Genomic DNA, 24,891 nt, shown 5'->3' on the forward strand with positions numbered 1-24,891 from the left:
GGGTGAAAAATATGGCAATTGTAATTCATATTGACGTCATGTTAGCAAAAAGAAAAATGAGCGTAACAGAACTATCGGAACGGGTGGGGATTACGATGGCGAATCTTTCCATACTAAAAAATGGCAAGGCAAAAGCGATTAGGTTTTCAACACTAGAGGGGATTTGCAAAGCATTGGACTGCCAGCCTGGTGACATTTTGGAATACACACATGAAGAATAAAAAAGCGGTTAATGGGGTGGAAAAATTTTTAATTATTATTTCCGTTCCTATAGTCATGTTACATCTGTCCATTTTCTATTTTTGGATTTTCGATTGGAAAAAGTTAATGACAGAAGTTGGATTAATTGGCTGGGCTGGTTCTATATTAATAGGCATTATTTTTTACTCTATTGCTCGGAATATGTCCATCACACCAAGAAGCTTGTTAGTAAGCAAAGGGATTGTACTCGGGACAACTTTTATGACAATCCTATTGGCTCTATTCACATTAATCATTGAATTCATTACAAGTTCAATGCCTTAATATGAGAAGCAGGGAGTAATACTGATAAATAAAGGGGTAATTTTACAATTATAACCGTAAGTATCCTACCTAATAAAAAATCTCATAAAAGGAATGTTGGCGGTATAAGGTTTTGAAGTTTTGCAAGCATACGGAATTTGGAAAAAGTCACCTTTATCAGAAGATAGCGATCAAATGATTTTTGTTTGTAAAAGGGACGGAATTTGGAATCAACTATAACAAATAGAGTGCTTCACCATTTATTGTGTTTATAAATCTTTCTATAGACATAATCTGCATTTTTAGTGTAAGTCCATTGGCTTAAAAATGAAGCTAATGCCATAAACAAACCCGTTAAACCAAGTGCAATTTTATAGTTACCTGAGAAAAATAAAACAAATGCCCCTATAAGGCTAAGAATCATAATGATTAACAGGCTGGTTTTTATCTTTTCTTTCATTAAAGGACCTCCTTCACTTTTAAAAATTATTCCTCTCTTAAGTTGAATCGAGTAATTTCTTTGCCATCTACCGTTATGATTAAGGAAGCATCTAAAGCTGCATTCTTTAGTTTTTCTAGTTTTTCTTTAGGCGGGACTTTAATAGGGACTTGCGGGTTATCTTCGCTTACACCCAAATCGAAAGTGAGAGTGTAATGACCTATTTTATTAGGCGGGATGACTGGGTCGAATGAGGATCCATAACCTAAACCTGTCTCATTATAGGACGATGGAGTAAAAATATTAAAACCAACTATTTCTTCAGATGTGTTGACTAAATGCTGACTAGGTTCGATTTTAACTTCTATCCCTTTGTTATTAGACGTGCCAACATTTTGGTTACCTGTGTTTTTTATCGTAAATTCATAGTATAGGGTGGTGGGAACCAGTTCCTGTCCTTTCATGTCACCTTCGGTTATGCCAATTGCACCTCCTATGTTTTTATCTGTGACAATATCTGCTTTGGACTTTATTAATTCCAATGATGGAGTCGAGGAACAGGATGTTAAAATGGCTGAAAAGATGACAAAGCTAAAAAGCATGAAAAATCGATTCATATAATCTCCCCCTTATTTTTATTTTACCTGAATTTCCCATATCCATGAAGTGTAACTGACTATAAAACAAAAAAAGATCCATCCTGAACAGGTTGGACAGATCTCTTTGAAGACATATGTTTATTTCATAAACATTTTAATTTTTTTTAGTCCATTCTTCACATTGGGATAGCGGAACGGTATATCAAAGCGTGTGGTTTGCTTAAGGATACTTTTCTTGTGTGAAAAAGCATCATAGCTTCCTTTTCCGTGGTAAGACCCAATGCCGCTTGGACCAACGCCGCCAAATGGGAGGTGAGGGGAGGCAAAATGATAAACGGTATCATTCACACAGCCTCCGCCAAACGAAATGCTGTTTACAACCTTTTTCTGTATCTCATTATTCTCCGTAAAAATATAAAGAGAGAGCGGTTTTGGGTGGTGATGAATCCCTATTATGACCTCTGATAAATCCGTATATTCTAATACTGGAAAAATTGGGCCAAAAATTTCATCCTGCATGATTGGTTCATCCCATGTAATATCTATAAGAACTGTCGGTTCAATTAATCGTTTCTCCCTATTAGTTTTTCCACCAAAATAAATTTCACCATTACTCAAAAAAGATGAAAGCCGGTCAAAATGCCGTTCGCTCACTATTCGGGTGAAATTCGGATTATCAAGAGGCTCACTCCCGTATAACTCCGTAATGGTTTGTTTCAATAGGTTCAGGAATTCATCTTTGACATTTTTATGAATGTAAAGGTAATCAGGTGCAATACAGGTTTGACCGGCATTCGTATATTTGCCCCAGGCAATTCGTTTTGCGGCTAATTTCAGATGGGCATCATCATGAACAATACATGGACTTTTCCCGCCCAGTTCCAACGTAACCGGCGTTAGATTCTTTGCCGCAGCCTCCATAATGATTTTTCCAACCGGTACACTTCCGGTAAAAAAGATATAATCAAAAGGTTCCATCAAAAGTGCCTGACTTGTTTCAATACCGCCTTGCACAACTGAAATATAGTCTTTTGGGAAATATTCCGTAATCAGCTTTTCTAAAATCTCCGATGTCTTTGGCGTTAATTCAGATGGTTTCATCACCGCACAGTTCCCGGCAGAGATTGCACCGATTAATGGAGCTATGGCCAATTGAAAAGGATAATTCCATGGTGCAATGATTAAGGTTACGCCGTATGGCTCAGAATGAATGTAACTCTCAGACCCGAGATGGGTGATAGGGGTCTTAACTTTTTGCGGTTTAACCCAGGAATGCAGACGGCTGATTGTAAAGCGTAATTCTTCAAGAACAAAGCCAATTTCAGTAGAGTATGCCTCAAATTCCGATTTATTTAAATCTGCTCGTAATGCTTCCAAAAGCTCGTTTTCATGATTCTTAATGGCATTTCTTAATGTTTGCAGTGCCTTCACACGGAAGGTTATATCTTTTGTTCTGTCCGATTGAAAAAATAATTGTTGGGCAGAAACTAATGAACTGTAATTTTCCAAACCATTACTCTCCCATCCATTTCATTCATCTATTATATAATGTTCAGGCCTTTATTACATGATAGAGAGATTGCATATCGTCTTTTGATAGAATTTTAGGAACAGGATAGAGGGGATTCGCTTCTTTTAATGCACGATCAACCATTAACGGTATATCATCATCAATAATGCCATCTAACTTTTTTGGAATCCCGGTCTGTTCGTTCAGCTGCTTAATTGCATTGATAAATTTCTTTGCACGTTGTTCTATAGAATCACCGTGTTCACTTATACCTATTAAATCTGCCAGTTCAGCAAGAGGCTTGTATACGGATTTGTCATAATACTCAAGAACATACGGGAGAATGACAGCATTTGCTAAACCATGTGGAATGGAATAGAAGCCTCCAAGAGTATGGGCAATGGCATGTACATTACCGACATAAGCACGAGTAAAAGCAATTCCCGCCAAATAAGCCGCCCTTTGCATATTCGTCCTAGCTTCAATATTACGCCCATTTGAATAAGCTTCATACAAATTTTCAAATACTAATTTTACTGCCTCTTTACTGCATTCAGTTGTTTTCTTTGTATTACTGCGGCCAATATAAGCTTCAACTGCATGTGTCAGTGTATCCATGCCAACCGCCGCAGTGATTGGCTTTGGCAGATTAGTTGTCAACAATGGATCATGGACAGCATAGCGGGGGATAAGGGATGTATCCATGATCGCATACTTTTCATGTGTTTGATTGTTCGTGACAACCGCAGCAAGTGTTGCTTCACTTCCCGTACCTGCGGTTGTGGGAATCGCAACGATCGGGGGAATCTTCTTCCTCACTTTTAATACACCCTTCATTTGAGGGATGCTCTTGTTTGGTCTTGCCGCACGAGCACCGACTCCCTTGGCACAGTCTATTGGGGAACCTCCTCCAAAGGCAATCATTGCCTGACACTGGTTAAACTTAAACAGTTTATAAGCTTCTTCAATATTTTCAATCGTCGGATTCGGAACCGTTTTATCATAAATCACAAAGTTTATGCCTTCACTACTTAACCCATCTAAAAGAGAATCCATTAAACCTATTGAAGAAATCCCTCTATCTGTAATAATTAAAACGCTCTCAATATTTTTATTTTTAATAAACATTGGGAGCCTGCTTAGACTATTTTCACCTTCCAATAATTCCGGCTCGCGCCAAGGGAGGACGCCTGAAGCGATTCTCATCATACTTTGAAAGGATCTGCAATACAACTTATACATATTATAGCCTCGCTTCTTTTGAAAAAATTAGGGCAGCCTAAAACTTTTATGTTTTCGAAAAATATCCATTGTAATATCTATATATCTAAATAAAATTGATTATGTCAAGTTAATATTTCAATATAAAAAATATTCAGAACGGGTCAAAAAAAAATAAACCAGCCGCATAGGGCTGGTTCCGTGTCATCCATTATTGCAAATAAGGAAATTGGGATGAGTAATTGTTGAATTGCTGGTAGGCCTGATCAATTTTTTGCTGATCTTCTGCCTCCATTTTGTACCAGCCATTTTGGAACATGGCTAGGAATAGATCGCGGCAGCTTTGCTGGGTTTCGTTTAAAATTTGCAATAAATCGGCATGAAGCTTGTCGTGACTTGCTTCGCGAACAGCAACGTTTAGGCTGTCTGTAATATATTTGCATGTGCTTAAACCGTCATTTAGAAAATCACGGTCGTTCATTTCAGGGCCTTTTACTTTTGGCAATTGGCCGGTTTGTGGATTGGCAATTTGATTTGAATTTTGTCCTTGCTGATTTTGCATTTGGTTACCCTCCATTCATTACTGTAAATTCTGCTGCTGGTTTTGCGTCATATTCTGCTGCATGGATTGCATGCCGGCTAAAACAGTATTGTTGTTCACTTGAAGATGGGACAGCAGTCTTTGATAATGATCTTGATGCATCTTGCCTGCCTTATTTAGAGCCTGTTTAATAGACGGGTTGGTCGCTTGTTGGGAAAGAAAATGAAACTTTTTAAAAGCTAACAGTTCCCAGGATAGTGCATCTTTTAGGTATTGCAGATCTTTTGCTGTAATAGCAGGGGGCGGGCTTTGCATTGATACTTGATTCATTTGTTGATTTTGCATAAAAAGTCTCCTTTCATAACTGCTTGTTTCAAGATTAGAATGAACAATTATCCTGCCAAATATGTAAATTTATATGGAATGGAGACTTGAATTGTTAAATTTCTGCGACTTTTGATGTATTTCGTAAATATTAATCGAAAAATATCGAATTGGGATGTATAATAATAACTTGTGGCAATCTTTTCTTGTGAAGGAGTGAATGTATGTAATGGAATTGACTTTAGCGATATTATTTGGTGTTTCTGTTTTGCTGCTGATTATTTCAATGGTTGGAAATCAGAAGAACTCTAAAAAAGAACATAGTGAAATTGATATGGTTCATATGTCATTGATGAAGGAAATCAACGACCTTCAAGGGGACATTCGCAATATGGAGCTTGACATGGAAGTGGTTGCAAAGGAAGCAGGGGTACAGCTTTCTGCTGATGAAAAACTTTTCATGCGTGAAATACTAGATTTGTATAAACGTAAATACTCTATTGAAAGTATTGCAGAGAAAAAACAAGTTTCTGTAAGTGAAATTGAACAATTGCTTACTCCACATCTGGCATCAAAGGATGAAAGGAGCAAGGTTGTACATGAAAACTAACAGATTGAACAGTTTTGCTGCAGGATTACTGATTGCCACGGCGATTAGCGGCGCTGTTTATATTTTCAGCGACAATGGGAGCTCTTCGAAAACTGCAGTGAAGCCGGCGGAAAAGCAAACGACTGTAAAGACTGAGCTTTCAGAAGCTGAAATGAAAGAAAAGCTGGCCGCATCTGGCTTTGTTGTCGAAACAAAAGCGGATTATGATAAGAATATTGCAGCAGCCAAAGCAGAGGGACAAAAGGCTTCAGCAAATGATGCAAATGGTAAAAAAGTCGTTTACAGAGCGGTCATTGGTGTTTCTCAAGGGATGACAAGTATCGACGTTGGTAAAATGCTCGTAAAAGGTAAAATTATTAAAGGAAGCGCCTTTCAATTCTCACAAACCGTTGAGAAGAAAAAGGTTGAAAACAAGTTACGTCCAGGTACTTTTGTAGTGGACAGTGATATGACGACAGACCAAGTTATTGCGACTATCTTTAAATAATCACCTAACAGTGTAAAGACACTTTCAATTGAGAAAGTGTCTTTTTATATACTTGCCGCTAACGAAGCTGACATTGACAATCATCACAGGGCACAAGATGTGCTTAGAGGGGGAGGGACTGACGCTTTAGATTTTTTCAAGTACCCCTTTAACTAATTCAATAAATTTGGAACGGACTCTTCCTGCCACATCAATGACCTCATTATGACTTAAAGGCTGGTCCAATATCCCTGATGCCATATTGGTCAAACAGGATATACCTAGAACTTTCATGCTGCTATGAATGGCAACCATTGCTTCTGGAACGGTTGACATTCCAACGGCATCGGCTCCAAGTGTACGAATCATACGTATTTCTGCCGGTGTTTCATAGGCTGGTCCGCTCCACCATGCGTAGACCCCTTGCTGCAGGGTCATATTTTGCTCTTTTGCCGTTTCCAAGGCTAAATTTCTTAGTTCAAGATTGTAAATTTGTGATGAGTCTGGAAACCTGGTTCCAAGTTCAGAATTATTGGGTCCAGTTAGAGGATTTGTCCCAACCAAATTAATATGATCGGTAATTAACATTAAATCACCAGGCTGAAAGCTGGTATTAACCGCACCGCAAGCATTGGTCAGGATTAATGTTTCCACACCGAGTGCTTTTAGGACTCTGACAGGAAATGTTACCTCATCCAAAGAAAATCCTTCATAATAATGAAAACGCCCTTTCATCGCCACAACGGTCTTTCCCTTTAATTCCCCAATTACCATCTCATTTGCATGGCCAACAGCCCCTGATTTTGCAAAGTGGGGGATGTCACTGTAAGGGATTGTAACCGGGTTTTCGATATCATCCGCAAGCGAACCCAGTCCAGAACCTAGGACCAATCCAATCATTGGATTTGCATTGGTTTTACTTACTATGTAATTTTTTGCTTCTAAAATAGTTTGTACTTGATGCATGACAATGTTCCTCCTTAAAAACTTGGTTAAACTTAATTTGCTGATGGGATTTGAAAGCTATTCTATATTAGCATAAATGATAAAAAGCAGATAGTTCAATTAAGACGCTGTATGCTTTCCATTCAATACAGAAGGTTTTAGTTTGTGTAAACTTGTTAGGGAAATATAAATATGTTGACAAAATGTTTATGTTGTAATTATTATAGTTACAGGTAATGATATTGATTACAACTATTGGAGGAATAAATGATGAAGCTACTAGTAACCGGAGCAACTGGAAAGTTTGGCACGATGGTCGTCAAAAAATTATTGGAAACTGTTCCAGCAAGTGACCTTGCTGTCAGTGTAAGAAAACCGGAGAAAGCAGAGTGGTTAAAAGCACTCGGTGTAGATGTCCGGCATGGTGATTTTGACGTGCCGGAGACATTGGATAAAGCCTTTGCCGGTGTTGACCGCTTATTAATCATTTCAGCAGATGGTGACAATGAAACAAGAATACGCCAGCATACTGATGCAGTGGCTGCAGCCGAACGGGCTCAAGTAAAATTTATTGCCTATACGAGCCTGGCAAATGCAAAAGAAAGTACGATGTTCCTCGCACCACCGCACCAGGCAGCAGAGGAGGCCATTTTAAACACCGGCATCCCATACTGCTTCTTACGTAACAACTGGTATTTAGAAAATGAAATTGGAAGCATTCAAGGGGCGATGGCTGGTGCTCCTATAGTGACTGCTGCTGGTTCTGGCAGAGCGGGCTGGGCATTAAAGCAGGATTATGCAGAAGCAGCTGCTTCGGTTTTAACAGGTGAAGGTCATGAAAATAAAATTTATGAACTTTCCGGTAAACTTCTTACTCATGAAGAATTGGCAACGGCGATCGGCACTGTTCTTGGAAAAGAAGTTTTGGTGCAGCAGGTGGATGACAATGGATATGCTGAAAACATGAAAGCTGCAGGTGTGCCTGAATTCATTATTCCATTTCTAGTGAATGTTCAAAGAGGAATAAAAGATGGTGCTTTAGAGGTTGAAAGCAACGATTTTGAAAAACTTCTAGGCCGTCCGGCAACTCCAGTCCATGAGGCATTAACTCAAATTGTGAAAGAACTTTCTCAAAACTAATCTACTTTAAAAAACGGCTTCCACTTAATTAGTGCAGGTCGTTTTTTGTTTACTCCCTGCTTATTAGGTGCTATCATTTTTCAATACAAGGAGATGATAAAGTGGTCAAAGAAGTCATATTAAACAGCACACCTATTAAAATTGAGCAGTTTTTTGAAGAAAAGGTGAATGGTTTACATAAGATATCTATTACGTTTAACGTAACGAGTGAAGACTATCATGATATAGCTACCTTGTTGTATGAAGGTACTTTTGATATAAAAGTGCCTGAAAAGGATTTGCGTTTTAAAGCAGCCATTCAGCAGTATTATACGTCGATCACGAATTTGTATAATGCGGGAGAGGTGGGAGAATACACCGTAGTCCTTCTGGAAGTCAAAGAAGGGAGAACCTCATGCGATTAAGCATTTTAGATCAGGCTCCTATTTCTACGAATCAAACGCCGCATGATGCATTGTCAGCTGCAATGAAACTGGCGCAGGCTGGGGAAAAATTGGGCTATTCCCGATTTTGGATTGCAGAACATCATAACCTCCCAGGGCTTGCCTGTCCTGCACCGGAAGTCATGTTAAGCTATATCGGCGCCAATACAAAGAACATTCGAATTGGGTCTGGAGCTGTTTTGCTCCCGCATTATAAGCCCTATAAAGTGGCGGAAGTATTTAACCTGCTCAGTACATTGTTCCCGGGACGGATTGATTTGGGAATCGGCCGTGCACCCGGAGGTACAACTGAAGCAACCAATGCATTGTCCGATCATTTTTTACAAAATGTATGGAGCATGCCGGAAAAAGTCAGGGATCTTGTTCATTTTTTGGATGATGATTTTCCTTCTGAAAACCCATATGCTAAATTATCTGCAGCACCCATACCTCCAACGCCGCCTGTCCCATGGCTTCTCGGCACAGGAAAGAAGAGTGCAATGCTGGCAGCAGAATACGGAATTTCCTTTGCCTTTGGCTTGTTTATGAGTGATTCAGACGGAACAGCTATCATCCAACAATATAAGGAAGCATTTAAGCCAAGAAAACAAGGGCAAAAACCGGAAGTGATTGTAACGGTTTCGGCGATATGTGCGGAAACCAATGAAAGAGCAGAGGAACTCGCGTTAAGTCCGCTCATCTGGTCGATTCAAAGAGGAAAAGGCCAGGGGATAAATGGGGTTCCATCTGTCAAAGAGGCAAAAAAATACGAACTGACAGAAAAAGAACAAGAAGACTTGCAAAAAATGAAACAGAACATGATCATTGGCAATCCACAAGTAGTTTGTGAAAGAATTAAAGAATTACAAGCCAAATACCAGGCGGATGAAATGATGATTGTGACCATAACCCATAATCCTCAAGACAAAATTCAGTCTTATCGGTTGATTGCTGATGAGCTTTTAAAATATAAATCATAATATTTTTTAGTCAAGAACCCAAAACTGCATCTGGGATCTTTATTTTTACATTTTCTTTATCAAAAGGGGTTGAAATTTAAAGATAGTAATTAAGCAGGTTGAAGATAGCTGCTTTTGTAGAATCTTCTTATTATATTTTATGATATAATATTAAAGTAATTCAGATAGGAAAGGTCGCAATAAGTATGGAAGCAAATAAGCAACAGTTAGAGTTAATGAAACAGCAAGGTGAAAATATATTAAAAAGTATGAACGAATTGAAGCGTCGTGCTAAAAAGAAGGGTAAAGAGCGCTTTGATCTTTACGAGAAATTTTCTGCGAACAGACATTCCTTTACCATCTATACCTATATGGATTCAAGGATTCAGCAGGAAGAAAATGTTCAGGACTTCCAACAAAAGCTAGATCTTTTTGACAATGAGTTTGACGAAGCCCGTATTAATTTTGAAGCAGATTTGGACTTTAAAGCGATTGAATCAGCTTATCAAGATGTTATTACTGCTTTTAACGAAATGGCAGCGGTATTAGAATTTTAATTTTTATATACAAAAATACATTATTAAAACTGATTTTTTCATTAAGAGAGATCAGTTTTTTTATTTTAACAGAATGACTAGCAAATGCGGTACGTATATTTGTAACTCAAACGTTCAGTGGAAAATTTAACATGATAAAATCTGAATTATTCTGCCAATTTAGGTTCAACCTATACTTAGAAATTTTTAGGGAGGAACCTTTATGCCAGAAAAACCAGCAATTACCTCAAGCGAACTAGGCACGTTATGGATTACATATCAAGAGAAAACAATGCTCTTACGAATATTAGAATATTTTATTGAAAAAGCAGATGATGAGAAAGCCAAAGAGATCATGACAAATTTATACAGGGAAACCGACCTTTATATAGGCAGGATAACTGAAATTTTTCAAAATGAAGGGGCGGTAATACCAGCAGGGTTTACTTCTCAGGATGTAAACAAAGATGTTCCGAAATTATATGATAATGGTTTTGACATCATGTTCATCCGTTTGATAAAAGAAATCAGTATGGGATTGCATTCGTTAAATATAACCATGACTTACCGCGAAGATATTGTGGTATTTTTTAAAGAACTAACTGCGATGACGCAAAACTATTACAATCTATGTACACAGTATTTGCTTGAAAAAGGGATACTTGTTCGGCCTCCATATGTATCAATGCCCAAAACGGTTGAGTTTATTAAAGATAAAAGTTATTTAGGAGGTTTAAATCCATTTAATGAAAAGCGGGCATTAAATACGGTCGAAGCTGCCCATATGCATCATGCAATTGAATCAAATTTTATTGGTATGCACGCAATTTCAGGTTTTGCCCAATGCGCAGATAAAATTGAAGTAAAAAAGTTTTTTCATGAAGGGGCAGAACTCGCTAAATCTATTATAAAGGAATTAAGCGAGACGTTTTTACGGAGCGATTTACCATCTTCTGAGCCAGCAGGAGGAAATATAACCCGTTCAACAGTACCTCCATTTTCAGATAAATTGATGATGTATTGCACGAGCCTCTTTTGTAGTTTTTCTATGGGCGGCAACTCATTAGGGACTGCTTTTAGTTTAAGAAATGACTTACCAGCAAAAATGTCTGTTTTTATGAAAGATATTTTTGAATATGCCCATAAAGGAGCAAAAATAATGATTAAAAATGGGTGGATGGAAGAACCGCCTCAGATGGTAGATAAAAACCAAAATTAAACAGGTAAAATTGGGGTGCTATTGTAGCTGCTCCAGGATATATTGACCGGTAACATCAGTTCTGGAGGAAACCCATATGGAACAAGTGTTACCGTTGATCAAGACGGAAAAATGATTGAAATGTTCAAGTAACTGTAAAACATCAAGCGAAGCGTACCATAACAGTTACAGAATGGTTAAAAAAAGCTGATCAATAATCATGTTTTAAATGAGTCATTAGGACATTTTCTGATGACTCATTTAATTTAAACAATCCTTTAAATTAGGGTGTTCAGAATAGTGGAAGGAAGAGGTGTAATTTCATTCGAATTTTTTAAAATGGCTAGATTGACCCTATAAACATATAAAGGATTTAACGAAAAACATTATTACGTAAAATATAAATTTGACGTAATAATGCCCATAAGGTAAAATATAGTAGTGAGGTGTTATTATGGTAAATCCGGCAAAACAAGAAAATTTTAAAAAACTGCAAACATTATTACATGAGCTTCCATGGTATGTTGAGGAATATATTAATCACAAGCTTCGCAAACTCTCAACCGCTTCATTATTTAATTATTGTCACGACTACAAAATCTTTTTTAACTGGATGATTACGGAACAGTTATGGTCCGGCAGTATGAAAGATATTCCGTTAGAACGTTTGGAAACCTTGACGGTGCTTGAATTGGAAGGATTTTTAAATTTCCTTCATTATGAATTAAATAATAAGGAATTAACGGTCAACCGCAAGTTATCTGCTTTAAAATCATTGTTTAACTACCTGCAGAACATTGCTGAAACACCAGATTTAGAGCCATATATCAACCGAAATGTAATGGCAAAAATCGAATTTAATGAATTGAAAGAATCAATGGAAACACGGGCAAATAAAATGGAAGGCAAAATTCTCCTTGGTGATGAATATGAACAGTTCCGCTTGTTTGTAGCGCGTGATTATGGCGAATTAAACAAAGAAAACAAGAAAATCTTGAACTTTTATCAATTAAACAAAGAACGTGATACAGCCATTATTTCATTAATATTAGGATCGGGACTGCGTTTATCAGAGCTGATTGGTCTTGATCTGGAGGATATTGATTTTAGTAAGTATTGTGCCAGGGTTATTCGTAAAGGCAATAAAGAACAATTTGTTTTTTTCAGCCAGATCGCCATGGATGATCTTAAGGAATACTTAGCTGTCCGGAATGCTAAATATCAGGTTGATAAGAATATGAAAGCATTATTTGTAGCTGCACCAATGGGTCCTAAAGGAAAATCAAGACGATTAACAGCAAGATCCGTTGAAAAAATGGTAGAAAAATATGCTGCAGCATTTGGGAAACCGGCTTTATCAGTACATAAATTAAGGCATTCATTCGCAACCAGATATCATGCTGAAATTAACGATGTGCCGAAATTACGCAGGCAGTTAGGTCATTCATCGATCCAGACAACCATGATTTACACGCATATTCGTAATGATGATTTAAAGATTGCTGTTGATAAAATGGATATGCCGAAGGAACAATAACAGCTGCGAGTTATGATTGGCAGTTGTTTCTTCATCTCTTTTTTAAGTTTTTATCAGTTTACATAATATTATTATTTTTTAAAATTACATTTTGTCTCAATCTCAAAGTATACTTAAAATAGTGAGACAGAACAATTTTTTTTGGATTCGCGGTTAAAACCACAAAATTCGCTGATATATACTTCAAATTCGCGGATAAACCACTTTAATTTATTGATAACTTCTCATTTGATCACTTGATCACTAATCAAGTTTTCTTTCACATATTCACATCGATCATCGGATTTATTTTCAGTAAATTTTTGCAAAAGTTCTCCTGATTCTTAGGATATATCAAGACCATTCCCCATTTTCCATAAAGAATTTCTAATCTTTTCATCGACAATGCCGGACTTGACAATATGCTCCTGCTAGGTCTTATACTCTTAATCTCCTTGATCTCAATCTTCTTTTTAATTGGTCCAGCAACAATTAGTAATTGATTATCATTTATCTCGTAATATGCAGCAAACCAAAGCCAAAGGATGAATATACTAGTAAGTCACAAATTATGGCTGCCAAAATGGTCTCCCCCCTCCCTTCTGGCCCGTCTGGTAGAAATAGAAACGAAATAATCAAAAAAAGCAACTGTTCCCCATACTATTATTCCAGTAAAAAGTCCTTTTTTAGAATAAAAGCGCATTTTTTCAACTCCTCTGCTCTTCCCTTATTTTATGTACGAATGTATGGTCAAAAAAGTTTTAGAAACCCAAAAAATTTCTAATCGCTCCTCTAATTTTATTTAATAAAAAAGCTTAGAAAGCCTAATGCTTCCTAAGCAATGAGTAAATAATCTTACAGTATACGTAGTGAACTACGTGTTGAAAGTCGTTTAATTTACAGATTTCAGCATACTCCTTACCCATTAACTATCCAATAATTTAATTTTGCGTACTTTACTACGCATTGAGCGTCCAATTAGCTAGATAGTTGCGTAACTTGAATGCACATTAAATACAACCAAAATCTAATCATGCGTACTCTGACGAAGCAAAGTTTTACTCCCCCGCGCACATAAACTATCCAACATTTTTCATCCCGCTGGTAAACTGGCTATTATACAAATCTGCATAGAATCTGCCATGTTCCAGCAGTTCATCATGACTGCCTTTTTCGATGATTTTTCCATGATTCATGACAAGAATAAGATCCGCATCCCGGATGGTGGATAAACGATGGGCGATGATAAAGCTTGTTCTTCCCTCCATTAAATGGTCCATCGCCTTTTGTATCTGAACTTCTGTTCGTGTATCCACGCTGCTGGTTGCTTCATCTAATATGAGCATAGGCGGGTTGGCTAATATTGCCCTTGCAATGGTTAATAGCTGTTTCTGTCCTTGTGAGATGTTAGAAGCTTCCTCATTTAGAACCGTGTCATAGCCTTCAGGAAGTGTGCGGATAAAGTGATCGGCATTCGCCGCCTGCGCTGCTGCTTCAATTTCTCCTTCTGTCGCTCCCTCTCTTCCATAAGCAATGTTGTCACGGATGGTACTATTAAATAGCCATGTATCCTGCAGCACCATACCAAACAAACCACGTAAATCCGCTCTCTTCATCTCTCTCGTATCAATGCCGTCAATTAAAATCCTGCCGGAATTAATTTCATAGAAACGCATTAATAAATTAATAAGTGTAGTTTTTCCGGCGCCAGTCGGTCCGACAATGGCAATCTTTTGCCCCGGTTTCACCGAAATATTCATGTCTTCTATTAGGTAATCATCTTTCTTATAACCGAAAGAAACATGTTCAAATTCAACTTCACCTTTTGGCTTATTCATTACCTGTGGTGAAGCGGCTTCCGGAATTTCTTCCTCTTCATCCAAAATTTCAAATACCCGCTCTGCACTGGCAATCGTCGATTGTATGATGTTAGTGATTTGTGCCGTTTGCGTAATCGGCTGGGAAAATTGTTTAGCGTATTGAATAAAGGCCTGGATGTCACCAATTTCAATTGCTTTTTTGGTGACCAAAATACCCCCGGCCACTGATACAAGTACATAACCAATATTGTTGATAAAAGACATGATAGGCATGATCATACCAGAAACAAATTGTGCCTTCCAGCCGGAGCGGTATAATTGTTCATTAATTTTTTCGAATTCCTCCACCGAATTCCTTTCACGGCCAAATACTTTGATAATTTTATGCCCCGTGTACATTTCCTCTACGTGGCCATTCAGCTGACCTAAGTTTTTTTGCTGTCCTTTAAAAAATCCTTGTGATTTTTTTGCAATACTTGCGGTCGCAATAAAACTAAGCGGCAATGTGACAACCACGATTAAGGTCATTAATGGACTAATGGACAGCATCATCACAATGACACCGATTAAAGTGACAATAGAGGTAATCAATTGCGTCAGACTTTGCTGTAACGTCGTACTGATATTATCTACATCGTTCACGGCTCTGCTTAGGATTTCTCCGTGTGTCCGGGCATCAAAATATTTGAGCGGGAGCCGGTTTAACTTTTCTTCCACTTCTTTTCGGAGATGATAAACTGTCTTTTGGGCCACACCAGCCATGATATATTGCTGTATATAGGCAAATACAGCACTTAAAAGATAAAGACCGATTAACAGCAGAATGATGTGACCGATATACTCAAAGTCGATTTTGGCGCCGGGAACCCCTTTTAATTTCATCATAAGGCCCTCAAATAGTTTTGTTGTCGCCTTCCCCATGATTTTTGGACTGACAATGGAAAAAACAGTACTGATCACTGCTGTGATAAAAACAGCCAATAGCTGTCCTTTATAGGGTTTCAAATAGGTGATTAGCCGCTTCAGCGTGCCTTTAAAATCCTTTGCTTTTTGCACAGGCATACCCATGCCATGAGGTCCAAAGCCACGTCTGCCATGTTGAGGTTCATTTTTTCCATGTTTACTCATACAATTTCCTCCTCGGACAGCTGTGACATGACTATTTCACGATAAACCCTGCATGTTTCCATCAATTGTTTGTGAGTTCCTGTCCCGGCAATATTGCCGTCATCAAGGACAATTATTTGGTCGGCATCCATGATTGTACTGACACGCTGGGCCACAATTAATACAGTAGAATTTCCGGTTTCTTCTTTTAATGCCGCTCTTAGTTTCGCATCCGTTTTAAAATCCAATGCGGAAAAACTATCATCAAATATATAGATTTCTGGTCTTCTCACAAGTGCACGAGCAATAGAGAGGCGCTGTTTTTGACCACCGGAAACATTTGTTCCCCCTTGAGCAATAATGGTATTGTATCCCTCTGGCATTTCGGATATGAATTCAGCTGCTTGGGCAACTTCAGCCGCATGTTTCACTTCATCCTCTGATGCATCTTTTTTGCCGTAGCGGATGTTTTCATCAATCGTTCCAGTAAATAGAATGGCCTGCTGGGGTACAAAACCAATTTTTTGACGTAAGCTTTCTTGTGTCATCTCTCGAACATCTGTTCCACTCACTAGTATTTTGCCTTTTTCAACATCGTAAAAGCGTGGAATCAAATTGATAAGCGTGGATTTCCCTGATCCGGTTCCACCGATAATGGCGGTTACCTCTCCGGGATTCATTTTAAATGAAATATTGGAAATTGCGGGCATTTCAGCACCGGGATAACTAAAACTTACATTCTGGAATTCTACCTGTCCAAGCTGATCTACTGGCTTGATCGGATCACCCGGGTTTTGAATATCTGCAGTTGTTTCTAGAACCTCTACAATCCTTCCGGCTGATACCGAAGCCCTGGGAATCATAACAAACATCATGGCAAGCATTAGGAAAGAAAACATAATTTGCATGGCATACTGAATAAACGCCATCATGTCTCCTACTTCCATATGTCCATTACTGATGCGGATTCCTCCAAACCAAATAATAGAGACCGTTGTAAGGTTAAGAATCACCATCATCGTCGGCATCATGGCAGCCATAATTTTATTTACCTTAATAGCAGTCTGTGTTAAATCCCAGTTTGCTTCATCAAACCGCTTTTTTTCATGTTCTATCCGGTTAAATGAACGAATTACACGAATTCCCATTAAATTTTCCCTCAAGACACGATTAAGTTTATCGAGTTTTACCTGCATGGCTTTAAAAAGCGGAATGGCTCTTTTTTGTACGATTAAGATGATTATAATTAATACCGGAATGGCCACTGCAAGGACCAGCGTTAATTTTGTGTCTTTTGATAACGCCATAATGATACCGCCTATACACATCATTGGTGCCATAACCATCATCCGCAGCATCATGATGAACACCTGCTGGACTTGGGTGATATCGTTCGTTGTTCTGGTAATTAAGGAGGCTGTGCCAAATTGATCAAATTCATTCAATGAAAAATTACCCACATGGGAAAAAACTTTGCTCCGAAGTGATTTCCCAAAACCTGATGCAGCCCGTGCTGAAAAATAACTAGCGGTAATAGAGCAAATCATCCCTCCAGCTGCAACAAGGAGCATGAACCCGCCGATTTTCCAAATATAATCGGTATCACCTGTAACCACACCTTTATCCACGATATCAGACATTAGGGTCGGCAGGTATAGTTCTGCCAAGGACTGGAGAAGGATTAAAATTAGGACCAAATAAATCGGCAGTCGAAATGGCTTTAAAAAATGCAACAATTTTTTCATCATATCCCCCCATTAACGATTTAATTTCTGAAAATAATCATGCACTTTCGTTAACAATCCGGCTAATTGTTCACTTTCTTCTTCTCCAAGATCGTCAATTAATCCTAGGAATGTTTCAGTGAAGGCAGATCTCGCCTTTTGAGCGGCTTCCATACCTGCTGAGGTTAACTTAATTTTTACAGCCCGGCGGTCTTTGGGATCGATTGTTCGTTCCACCAAACCATCCTTTTCAAGGATATTAACGATTTGTGTAACCGTCGGTGGAGTTACTTTTAATACCTGGCTGATTTCCGATATTTTCATTTCTGTATTTTTTTCGTTGGCCCCGTGTTCAATGGCTGCCAGCACTTTAAATTCACTGGGATTGTAACCCGCAATGCGAATGACGCGCCTTCCGGTTTTCCGGAATTGCATAAATGCATGAAGAAGTTTCTGGGCAGTGGCGCTCTCTAAATCAGCCAACATTTTCACCTCTTTTGTTTAGTAACTGAATAATTAGGTATCTTATTTATTTGTATGCCTAATTATATTCTCCGCACAAATTTCCGTCAATTTTTCAAACATTGCTTATAGCAGAATCTATATGTTGCAAAAAAAAGCGCTAGAATCTTTTGATTCTAACGCTGCAATAGGGTTTTATTATTTCGCTGTGATTATTTTATTTCCATTGATTTAATACTTTAATAGATAAATCGGCAAAATAATTTGCTGCAATAGGTAAGGCCTCCTCTTTCAGCATAAAGGCAGGATGATGCCATTCTTGTGGTCCATCAACACCCATCCAAACAAAAAAGCCAGGTATTTTCGTTTGATAAAAAGCGAAATCTTCGCCGGCAGGACTTGGAGACGCTTCAACTACCGTGTACCCGAGTTCCTCTGCCGTTTCTTTCATAATTTGAGAGAATGGAGCATGATTCACAACGACTGGAAGATAAGGATACCATCTGAAATCTGCTTTTGCTCCAAATCCGCTGGCAACTCCTTCTGAGGTTCTTTTCATCAGCTCGGGAATCAGCTCGCGGGCTTCATTTTGAAATGTACGGACGGTCCCTTCAAGTTGTACTTTTTCGGGAATAACATTCCATGTGTTACCGCCTTGGATTCTAGTCACACTAATAACAGCATTATGAAATGAGCTGATATTCCGGCTTACAATTGTTTGTAAAGCAGAGACAATCTGGCTCGCAGCAACAATTGGATCAACACTATTGTTTGGAATTCCAGCATGACCCCCTACACCGATAACATCAATTTCAAAACGGTCCACGCTTGCCATTAAAGAGCCTTCACGTACTCCAATGGTACCAACTGGAAGATCAGGCTTATTGTGCATGCCAAAAATAGCTTCAACTCCCTCTAGTACTCCTGCCTTATCAATAGCAACTGCACCTTGAGCAACTTCTTCTGCAGGCTGGAAGATAATTCTGACTGTACCGTTTAGTTCAGATTTACGTTCTTGTAATAATATCGCTGAACCTAAAATGGAGGCTGTATGAAAATCATGACCGCACGCATGCATCACCCCATCATTTTTAGATGCAAATGGAAGATTCGTTTCTTCTTTTATTGGCAATGCATCAATATCCGCCCTTAAGGCAATGGTAGGACCAGGTTTTGCACCAGAAACTTCTGCGATAACGCCGACTTCCAATGGGTAATCAAGAATCGTAATTCCTTCTTCTTTCAGCCACTGGCGGATTCTTTTCGTTGTCTCAAATTCTTTAAATGATAACTCAGGGTTTTCATGCAGTTCACGGCGATAAGCAACTAATTTTGAAAATAATACTTCTTGTTTATCTGTTTCTTTCACTTTCATTTCCCCTCTTTCTAAAACATTCATTAGTGAATTCATTCTGATAATATTAGCCTTTGCCGTAAGACCAGTCTATGATAATAATTCTATACTATTTTTATCAATAATACATTGGTTAACATTTTCAAAAAAAAAACAAACACAGGAATTGTCCTGTGTTTGTTCATAAAGACTCGTTTTCTGACTCTTTCACTTTAACATTCACTAAATTCCATTTTCCTTGTTGATAGGACCATGTTGACTCAATAAAGGCAATCGTATCAGCATTGGCAATCCCAGCTATTCTTTGTACACCCTTCAGACCGAGTTTCCCATCTGAAAGTTCAACAGGTTTCAAACTAGAATAAGAATTCACCATAAGCTCGGTTGGTTCATTTAATTTTCCTTTGTAGTAAAGTCCTAATTTTTTATAATAAAGTTTCCTGTCTTTTAGGTCGAATTGATAGGTTTTTCCCGTTTTCTTTATTTTGATTTCAGCTTTATAGCCATCTAAAAAATGACTTTCCATTTCAACTGGATCAGGAACGGTTAAATCAGTGTGAACAAACCCCTTTAGTGAATGTAAAAAGCTAAGGACAATAGCTCCGCTTCCTCCCGTTTGCACATTGGCAAATAGATCCTTGACGCCATCACGGTTTAAGTCAACTAATTGTAAAGATGCTTTTGCCCCGCTTTCCAATGGAATACTGTATTTTTTCCCATTGGATGCAGCTACTTCAATATAAATTTCCTTTAAAAACGATTCTTCATCCTGATAGGGTACTCCTTTTAAAAGGATTGTTTCTAGTTTCCCATCTCCCGTAATATCCGCTTTTTGTTCAGAAATGGTAACGGATTTCGCTTTTTCTTCAACTGCATACACAACAGTTGTCATAGTTAATAGGAAAAGGCTGACAAACGCTAAAAATGTTTCCTTTTTCATCATGATTCCTCCCCAAAAAGTCGATACATGCTAGTATGCCCAATTTTGGAAAAAAGATGAAAAAGGGACTCTCTAAATTTCAGAGAGTCCCTAATGATTTCAATCTATGTTCTTGTTTCATTTACTCACTCGGAGTTTCCTCTGCTTCAACCTTCCAAAGTTCCTTTACTTTTCCGCTTTCTGCTTCATCGATGATAAACGAACCATTGGAATAACGGTCACTAAAGTGGACTTCACCGGTTTTAACTACCTCTATATGACCTTTTTCAGTTTGCAGGTAAACTTTATCCTGATCACATACGACAGTAAATCCGACAATTCTGTGTGGATTTGCTTTCAGTTCGCGCAGGATTACAACTCCGCGTTTAGCCCGGGATGTCTTGTCAAATTCAGATAATTTCATTCGTTTCAATGCACCGCGCTGGGTTGCCACCATAATCGATTGGGATTCATTGCTATCCGATGAAATGATGTCACCACCGATAACAAAATCTCCTTCTTTTAGGTTAATTCCTTTAACACCAGCAGCCCTGACACCGACGATGCTGACTTCCTCTTCGTCAAACCATAGAGAATATCCTAAGTGAGTAACGAAGAATAAACTTCTTGTCCCATCTGTTTCATGTACATTAACGACAAGGTCATCCTCTTTTAAATTAATGCCCACAAGCGGTTTGGAATACCGTTGTGCTTTGTATTGTTTCAGCTCCGTTTTCTTTACCATGCCATTTTTCGTAACAAAGACGAGATAATGCTCTTTTTCGAAGTCTTTAACCGGAATCGCTTTGATAATTTCCTCATCCCGGTCAATTGGTATGAGATTTGCAATATGCTGGCCAAGTTCCTTCCAGCGGATATCTGGAAGTTCATGGACAGGACAATATAAGTAACTGCCTTTATTCGTAAACAGCAGTAACACGTCTTGGGTATTCATATCCAGCTGTGCCAGCAGGCGGTCGGATTCTTTCATTGCAAAATCCTGGCCGCTTGAAGCAGCATAAGAGCGCTGGCTCGTCCTCTTCACGTAACCTTCTTTTGTTACCGTGACAATCACATCTTCACTTGCAACCAAGACTTCTAGATTAATTTTAATTTCTTCAATTTCGGCTTCGATTTTGGAACGGCGCTCGTCAGCAAACCGTTTTTTCACATCTTTTAATTCTTTTTTGATAACAGAGTTTAACATTTTTTCACTTTCCAAAATACTTATCAGCTCTGCAATTTTCTTTGCTAATTCCTCCGCTTCATTCCTTAGGGCGGTAATATCAGTATTAGTTAAACGGTACAACTGTAAGGAAACAATGGCTTCCGCCTGTGCTTCAGTAAAGGCAAATTTGGCGATTAAATTATCTTTCGCATCACGCTTATCCTTTGATCCCCGGATGACAGCAATGACTTCATCCAGAATAGATAAGGCCTTCATTAAGCCTTCCACAATATGCTGGCGATCCTGTGCTTTCTTTAAGTCGAATTTCGTTCTTCTAGTCACTACTTCTTTTTGATGTCCAATATAAGCATCGAGCAATTCGCGCAGTCCCAGCTGCTTCGGCCGCTTTTTATGAATTGCGACCATATTAAAATTATAGGTAACCTGAAGGTCACTGTTTTTATATAAATAATTCAGAACACCAGCAGCATCTGCATCCTTTTTTAATTCAATGACAATCCGAAGTCCGGTACGGTCTGTTTCATCACGCACCTCGGAAATACCTTCCACTTTACGGTCCAAACGGAATTCATCCATTTTCTTGACGAGGTTTGCTTTATTGACTTCATACGGAATTTCCGTTATGACAATCTGCTTTTTTCCCCCGCGGACGTCTTCAATCTCGGCCTTACTGCGGACGATAATCTTGCCTTTTCCTGTTTCATAGGCTTTTTTAATTCCATCAATTCCTTGAATAATCCCGCCTGTCGGAAAGTCTGGTCCTTTAATAACTGTCATTAATTCATCTACAGATACATCGGGTTTATCCATTTTCATGATAACACCGTCAATGACTTCTCCCAGGTGATGCGGCGGTATATCAGTCGCATAACCGGCGGAAATACCAGTAGAACCATTTACCAGAAGGTTAGGGAACGCTGCTGGCATAACGGTAGGTTCCATGGAGGTATCATCAAAGTTAGGAATAAAATCCACAGTTTCTTTTTCAATATCCCGTACTAATTCGGCAGAAATTGCTGAAAGTCTTGCTTCTGTATAACGCATAGCTGCCGGCGGATCACCATCGACACTGCCGTTATTTCCGTGCATTTCGATTAACACATTACGAACTTTCCAGTCCTGGCTCATCCGCACCATTGCTTCGTACACGGAGGAATCACCATGAGGGTGATAATTACCGATTACATTACCAACTGTTTTTGCGGCTTTTCTAAATCCTTTGTCATGTGTATTTCCCTCCACATGCATCGCATATAGAATTCTGCGCTGTACAGGCTTTAAGCCGTCACGTGCATCAGGCAGAGCCCGCTCTTGAATAATATATTTACTATAACGGCCGAAACGGTCACCAATGACTTCTTCGAGAGGGAGATCACGGAATTTTTCTGGTGTACTCATCCTTCATTTCCCCCTTCAGATATTGTAATATTTTCATTTTCTAAAATGGTATCGTCTTCTTCCAGTCCGAAAGAAACGTTGCTTTCAATCCATTTACGGCGTGGTTCTACCTTGTCGCCCATCAGTGTTGTAACCCGGCGTTCAGCCCGTGCGGCATCATCAATTTTTACACGGATTAACGTACGTGTTTCCGGATCCATAGTTGTTTCCCATAGCTGGTCGGCATTCATTTCGCCTAGTCCTTTATAACGCTGAATAATATACCCTCTTCCGACCTTTTTGATGGCACCCTGTAATTCTTCTTCATTCCAGGCATATTCAATGATTTCTTTTTTACCTGTGCCCTTGCTTACCTTATACAACGGTGGAAGAGCGATGTATACTTTACCCGCTTCTACGAGCGGCTTCATGTAGCGGTAAAAGAATGTCAGCAATAATACTTGAATATGCGCGCCATCCGTATCCGCATCCGTCATGATGATGATTTTATCATAATTGATATCTTCCATTGAAAAATCGGGGCCGACACCGGCACCAATGGTATAGATAATCGTATTAATTTCTTCATTCTTAAAAATATCGGACAACTTGGCTTTTTCAGTGTTAATAACTTTACCTCTTAACGGCAGAACCGCTTGGAATCGACGGTCACGGCCTTGTTTGGCAGAACCGCCCGCAGAGTCACCCTCTACAAGATAAAGCTCATTTTTTTGCGGATTACGGGATTGGGCTGGCGTAAGCTTACCAGATAAAGATGTTTCAGAACGTTTGCGTTTTTTGCCGCTTCTGGCATCTTCCCTCGCTTTTCTTGCTGCCTCCCGTGCCTGGTAGGCTTTAACAGATTTTTTAATCAATAGTGAACTGATATCTGGATTTTCTACCAAAAAGTAAGAAAGATGTTCAGAGACAACAGAGTCAACTGCGGATCTGGCCTCATTTGTTCCTAATTTTCCTTTTGTCTGTCCTTCAAATTGGAGGAGATCTTCAGGAATACGGACAGAAATAATAGCAGATAATCCTTCACGAATATCTGTTCCGTCCAGGTTCTTATCCTTCTCTTTTAATAAACCTGCCTTGCGGGCAAAATCATTAAATGCCCTGGTCATGGCTGTTTTCGCGCCCATCTCATGGGTGCCGCCGTCCTTAGTGCGGACATTGTTAACAAACGATAAGATGTTTTCTGAATAGCCATCATTAAATTGAAAGGCAAACTCTACTTCAATTTCGTGCTGGACACCTTCAAAGCTGATGACTGGATGAAGAACATCTTTTTCCTCGTTTAAATATTCAACAAATGCTTCAATTCCATTTTCAAAATGGAATACTTCACGCGAATCATTACGTTCATCAATGATTTCAATTTTCATTCCTTTTAACAAGAATGCTGATTCACGCAGCCGCTCAGATAAGGTTTCGAAATTATATGTGGTAGCTGAAAAAATGGAAGGATCCGGTTTAAAGTGGATGGTCGTCCCAGTTTGATTGGTTTTCCCGATTTTTTCAAGTGTTGTGACTGGCTTTCCTCCATGTTCAAAGCGCTGTTCATAGACGAAACCGTCCCGTTTAATTGTAACAGTCAGCCATTCTGATAAAGCATTCACAACAGAGGCGCCAACGCCATGAAGGCCGCCGCTTGTTTTGTAGCCGCCTTGTCCAAATTTACCCCCTGCATGGAGAACCGTTAAAATAACCTCAGTTGTTGGTTTCCCCATTTTATGCATTCCGACAGGCATTCCCCGTCCTTTATCGGCAACGCTGATGGAGTTATCTTTATGAATTTTAACAATAATATGATTACCATACCCTGCAAGAGCTTCATCGACAGAGTTATCAACTATCTCATACACGAGATGATGAAGTCCGCGTGAATCCGTGCTGCCAATGTACATTCCGGGACGTTTCCTAACTGCCTCAAGCCCTTCAAGTACCTGGATGGCATCATCATTATATTCAAAAGTCGTCTGTTGATTAGTTGCCACTAAAATTCC

Annotated in this window: 25 protein-coding genes and 1 pseudogene; 11 read left to right on the forward strand and 15 right to left on the reverse strand. The window is 38.9% G+C overall.

Annotated elements, in window-relative coordinates:
* The first annotated feature begins 11 nt into the window (after positions 1 to 11).
* Both M3183_RS06310 and M3183_RS06315 read left to right on the forward strand, forming a co-directional pair.
* Positions 12 to 221: a helix-turn-helix domain-containing protein gene (locus tag M3183_RS06310; protein WP_251467694.1), complete on the forward strand. Its 210-nt coding sequence runs from the start codon at positions 12 to 14 to the stop codon at positions 219 to 221.
* Positions 211 to 525, forward strand: a complete 315-nt coding sequence (locus M3183_RS06315) for a hypothetical protein (protein WP_251467696.1) — start codon at positions 211 to 213, stop codon at positions 523 to 525. Before M3183_RS06310 ends, M3183_RS06315 begins: the two co-directional genes overlap by 11 nt.
* 232 nt (positions 526 to 757) lie before the next feature.
* On the opposite strand, the gene M3183_RS06320 is transcribed toward M3183_RS06315, so the two are convergent.
* The 6 genes from M3183_RS06320 to M3183_RS06345 all read right to left on the reverse strand — a co-directional run bounded on the left by M3183_RS06320 (position 758) and on the right by M3183_RS06345 (position 5,159).
* Positions 758 to 964 (reverse strand): hypothetical protein, encoded by a 207-nt coding sequence (locus M3183_RS06320; RefSeq protein ID WP_251467698.1) that lies wholly within the window; start codon positions 962 to 964, stop codon positions 758 to 760.
* A 26-nt stretch (positions 965 to 990) separates the two neighbouring features.
* Entirely contained in the window at positions 991 to 1,560 is a 570-nt protein-coding gene (locus M3183_RS06325) for a hypothetical protein (RefSeq protein WP_251467701.1), read from the reverse strand.
* 120 nt (positions 1,561 to 1,680) lie between these two features.
* Positions 1,681 to 3,051, reverse strand: a complete 1,371-nt coding sequence (locus tag M3183_RS06330; RefSeq protein WP_251467703.1) for an aldehyde dehydrogenase — start codon at positions 3,049 to 3,051, stop codon at positions 1,681 to 1,683.
* 43 nt (positions 3,052 to 3,094) lie between these two features.
* Positions 3,095 to 4,294, reverse strand: a complete 1,200-nt coding sequence (locus tag M3183_RS06335; RefSeq protein ID WP_251467707.1) for an iron-containing alcohol dehydrogenase — start codon at positions 4,292 to 4,294, stop codon at positions 3,095 to 3,097.
* Between the two features lie 190 nt (positions 4,295 to 4,484).
* Positions 4,485 to 4,835, reverse strand: a complete 351-nt coding sequence (locus M3183_RS06340; protein ID WP_251467709.1) for a spore coat protein — start codon at positions 4,833 to 4,835, stop codon at positions 4,485 to 4,487.
* A gap of 18 nt (positions 4,836 to 4,853) precedes the next feature.
* Complete coding sequence (locus M3183_RS06345; RefSeq protein ID WP_251467711.1) at positions 4,854 to 5,159, reverse strand: ferritin family protein; 306 nt, start codon at positions 5,157 to 5,159, stop codon at positions 4,854 to 4,856.
* 208 nt (positions 5,160 to 5,367) lie between these two features.
* Here M3183_RS06345 and M3183_RS06350 point away from each other — a divergent pair, with 208 nt between their 5' ends.
* Positions 5,368 to 5,748 carry a hypothetical protein gene (locus M3183_RS06350; protein ID WP_251467714.1) on the forward strand — a complete coding sequence of 127 codons (381 nt, stop codon included), beginning with the start codon at positions 5,368 to 5,370 and terminating at the stop codon, positions 5,746 to 5,748.
* Entirely contained in the window at positions 5,738 to 6,235 is a 498-nt protein-coding gene (locus tag M3183_RS06355; protein WP_251467716.1) for an aminodeoxychorismate lyase, read from the forward strand. Before M3183_RS06350 ends, M3183_RS06355 begins: the two co-directional genes overlap by 11 nt.
* 126 nt (positions 6,236 to 6,361) lie before the next feature.
* On the opposite strand, the gene M3183_RS06360 is transcribed toward M3183_RS06355, so the two are convergent.
* Positions 6,362 to 7,180, reverse strand: coding sequence for a purine-nucleoside phosphorylase (locus M3183_RS06360; RefSeq protein ID WP_251467718.1), 819 nt, complete (start codon positions 7,178 to 7,180; stop codon positions 6,362 to 6,364).
* A gap of 249 nt (positions 7,181 to 7,429) precedes the next feature.
* Here M3183_RS06360 and M3183_RS06365 point away from each other — a divergent pair, with 249 nt between their 5' ends.
* The 7 genes and pseudogenes from M3183_RS06365 (at position 7,430) to xerS (ending at position 12,951) form a co-directional block, all read left to right on the forward strand.
* Positions 7,430 to 8,299: an SDR family oxidoreductase gene (locus tag M3183_RS06365; protein ID WP_251467862.1), complete on the forward strand. Its 870-nt coding sequence runs from the start codon at positions 7,430 to 7,432 to the stop codon at positions 8,297 to 8,299.
* A gap of 101 nt (positions 8,300 to 8,400) precedes the next feature.
* Positions 8,401 to 8,703: a DUF3219 family protein gene (locus tag M3183_RS06370; RefSeq protein ID WP_251467720.1), complete on the forward strand. Its 303-nt coding sequence runs from the start codon at positions 8,401 to 8,403 to the stop codon at positions 8,701 to 8,703.
* Positions 8,694 to 9,701, forward strand: coding sequence for an LLM class flavin-dependent oxidoreductase (locus tag M3183_RS06375; RefSeq protein ID WP_251467722.1), 1,008 nt, complete (start codon positions 8,694 to 8,696; stop codon positions 9,699 to 9,701). Before M3183_RS06370 ends, M3183_RS06375 begins: the two co-directional genes overlap by 10 nt.
* 185 nt (positions 9,702 to 9,886) lie before the next feature.
* Positions 9,887 to 10,237, forward strand: a complete 351-nt coding sequence (locus tag M3183_RS06380) for a hypothetical protein (protein WP_251467724.1) — start codon at positions 9,887 to 9,889, stop codon at positions 10,235 to 10,237.
* A 202-nt stretch (positions 10,238 to 10,439) separates the two neighbouring features.
* On the forward strand, positions 10,440 to 11,435 hold the full coding sequence (locus tag M3183_RS06385; RefSeq protein ID WP_251467727.1) for a DUF3231 family protein: 996 nt from the start codon (positions 10,440 to 10,442) through the stop codon (positions 11,433 to 11,435).
* A gap of 8 nt (positions 11,436 to 11,443) precedes the next feature.
* Positions 11,444 to 11,632: pseudogene (locus tag M3183_RS06390) on the forward strand (NAD(P)H:quinone oxidoreductase, type IV); the annotation flags it as partial.
* A gap of 236 nt (positions 11,633 to 11,868) precedes the next feature.
* Positions 11,869 to 12,951, forward strand: a complete 1,083-nt coding sequence (gene xerS, locus M3183_RS06395; RefSeq protein WP_251467729.1) for a tyrosine recombinase XerS — start codon at positions 11,869 to 11,871, stop codon at positions 12,949 to 12,951.
* 259 nt (positions 12,952 to 13,210) lie between these two features.
* Here the strand turns inward: xerS and M3183_RS27425 are convergent, their stop codons facing one another.
* The 8 genes from M3183_RS27425 to parE all read right to left on the reverse strand — a co-directional run bounded on the left by M3183_RS27425 (position 13,211) and on the right by parE (position 24,882).
* Positions 13,211 to 13,483 (reverse strand): PH domain-containing protein, encoded by a 273-nt coding sequence (locus M3183_RS27425; protein WP_396953703.1) that lies wholly within the window; start codon positions 13,481 to 13,483, stop codon positions 13,211 to 13,213.
* Positions 13,484 to 14,009: 526 nt separating this feature from the next.
* The gene (locus tag M3183_RS06400) at positions 14,010 to 15,878 is read right to left on the reverse strand and encodes an ABC transporter ATP-binding protein (RefSeq protein ID WP_251467731.1); all 1,869 of its coding nucleotides are present in this window, start codon (positions 15,876 to 15,878) and stop codon (positions 14,010 to 14,012) included.
* Positions 15,875 to 17,602 carry an ABC transporter ATP-binding protein gene (locus tag M3183_RS06405; RefSeq protein WP_251467733.1) on the reverse strand — a complete coding sequence of 576 codons (1,728 nt, stop codon included), beginning with the start codon at positions 17,600 to 17,602 and terminating at the stop codon, positions 15,875 to 15,877. The genes M3183_RS06400 and M3183_RS06405 overlap by 4 nt, the downstream gene beginning before the upstream one ends.
* A 12-nt stretch (positions 17,603 to 17,614) precedes the next feature.
* Positions 17,615 to 18,067 carry a MarR family winged helix-turn-helix transcriptional regulator gene (locus tag M3183_RS06410; protein WP_251467735.1) on the reverse strand — a complete coding sequence of 151 codons (453 nt, stop codon included), beginning with the start codon at positions 18,065 to 18,067 and terminating at the stop codon, positions 17,615 to 17,617.
* Between the two features lie 193 nt (positions 18,068 to 18,260).
* The gene (locus M3183_RS06415; RefSeq protein WP_251467737.1) at positions 18,261 to 19,418 is read right to left on the reverse strand and encodes a M20 peptidase aminoacylase family protein; all 1,158 of its coding nucleotides are present in this window, start codon (positions 19,416 to 19,418) and stop codon (positions 18,261 to 18,263) included.
* Between the two features lie 160 nt (positions 19,419 to 19,578).
* Positions 19,579 to 20,340 (reverse strand): hypothetical protein, encoded by a 762-nt coding sequence (locus M3183_RS06420; RefSeq protein ID WP_251467740.1) that lies wholly within the window; start codon positions 20,338 to 20,340, stop codon positions 19,579 to 19,581.
* 118 nt (positions 20,341 to 20,458) lie between these two features.
* Entirely contained in the window at positions 20,459 to 22,903 is a 2,445-nt protein-coding gene (gene parC / locus M3183_RS06425; protein WP_251467742.1) for a DNA topoisomerase IV subunit A, read from the reverse strand.
* Entirely contained in the window at positions 22,900 to 24,882 is a 1,983-nt protein-coding gene (gene parE / locus M3183_RS06430) for a DNA topoisomerase IV subunit B (RefSeq protein WP_251467744.1), read from the reverse strand. The genes parC and parE overlap by 4 nt, the downstream gene beginning before the upstream one ends.
* Positions 24,883 to 24,891 lie beyond the last annotated feature (9 nt).

The sequence above is a fragment of the Neobacillus mesonae genome (assembly GCF_023715155.1).
Classification (GTDB): domain Bacteria; phylum Bacillota; class Bacilli; order Bacillales; family Cytobacillaceae; genus Neobacillus; species Neobacillus mesonae_A.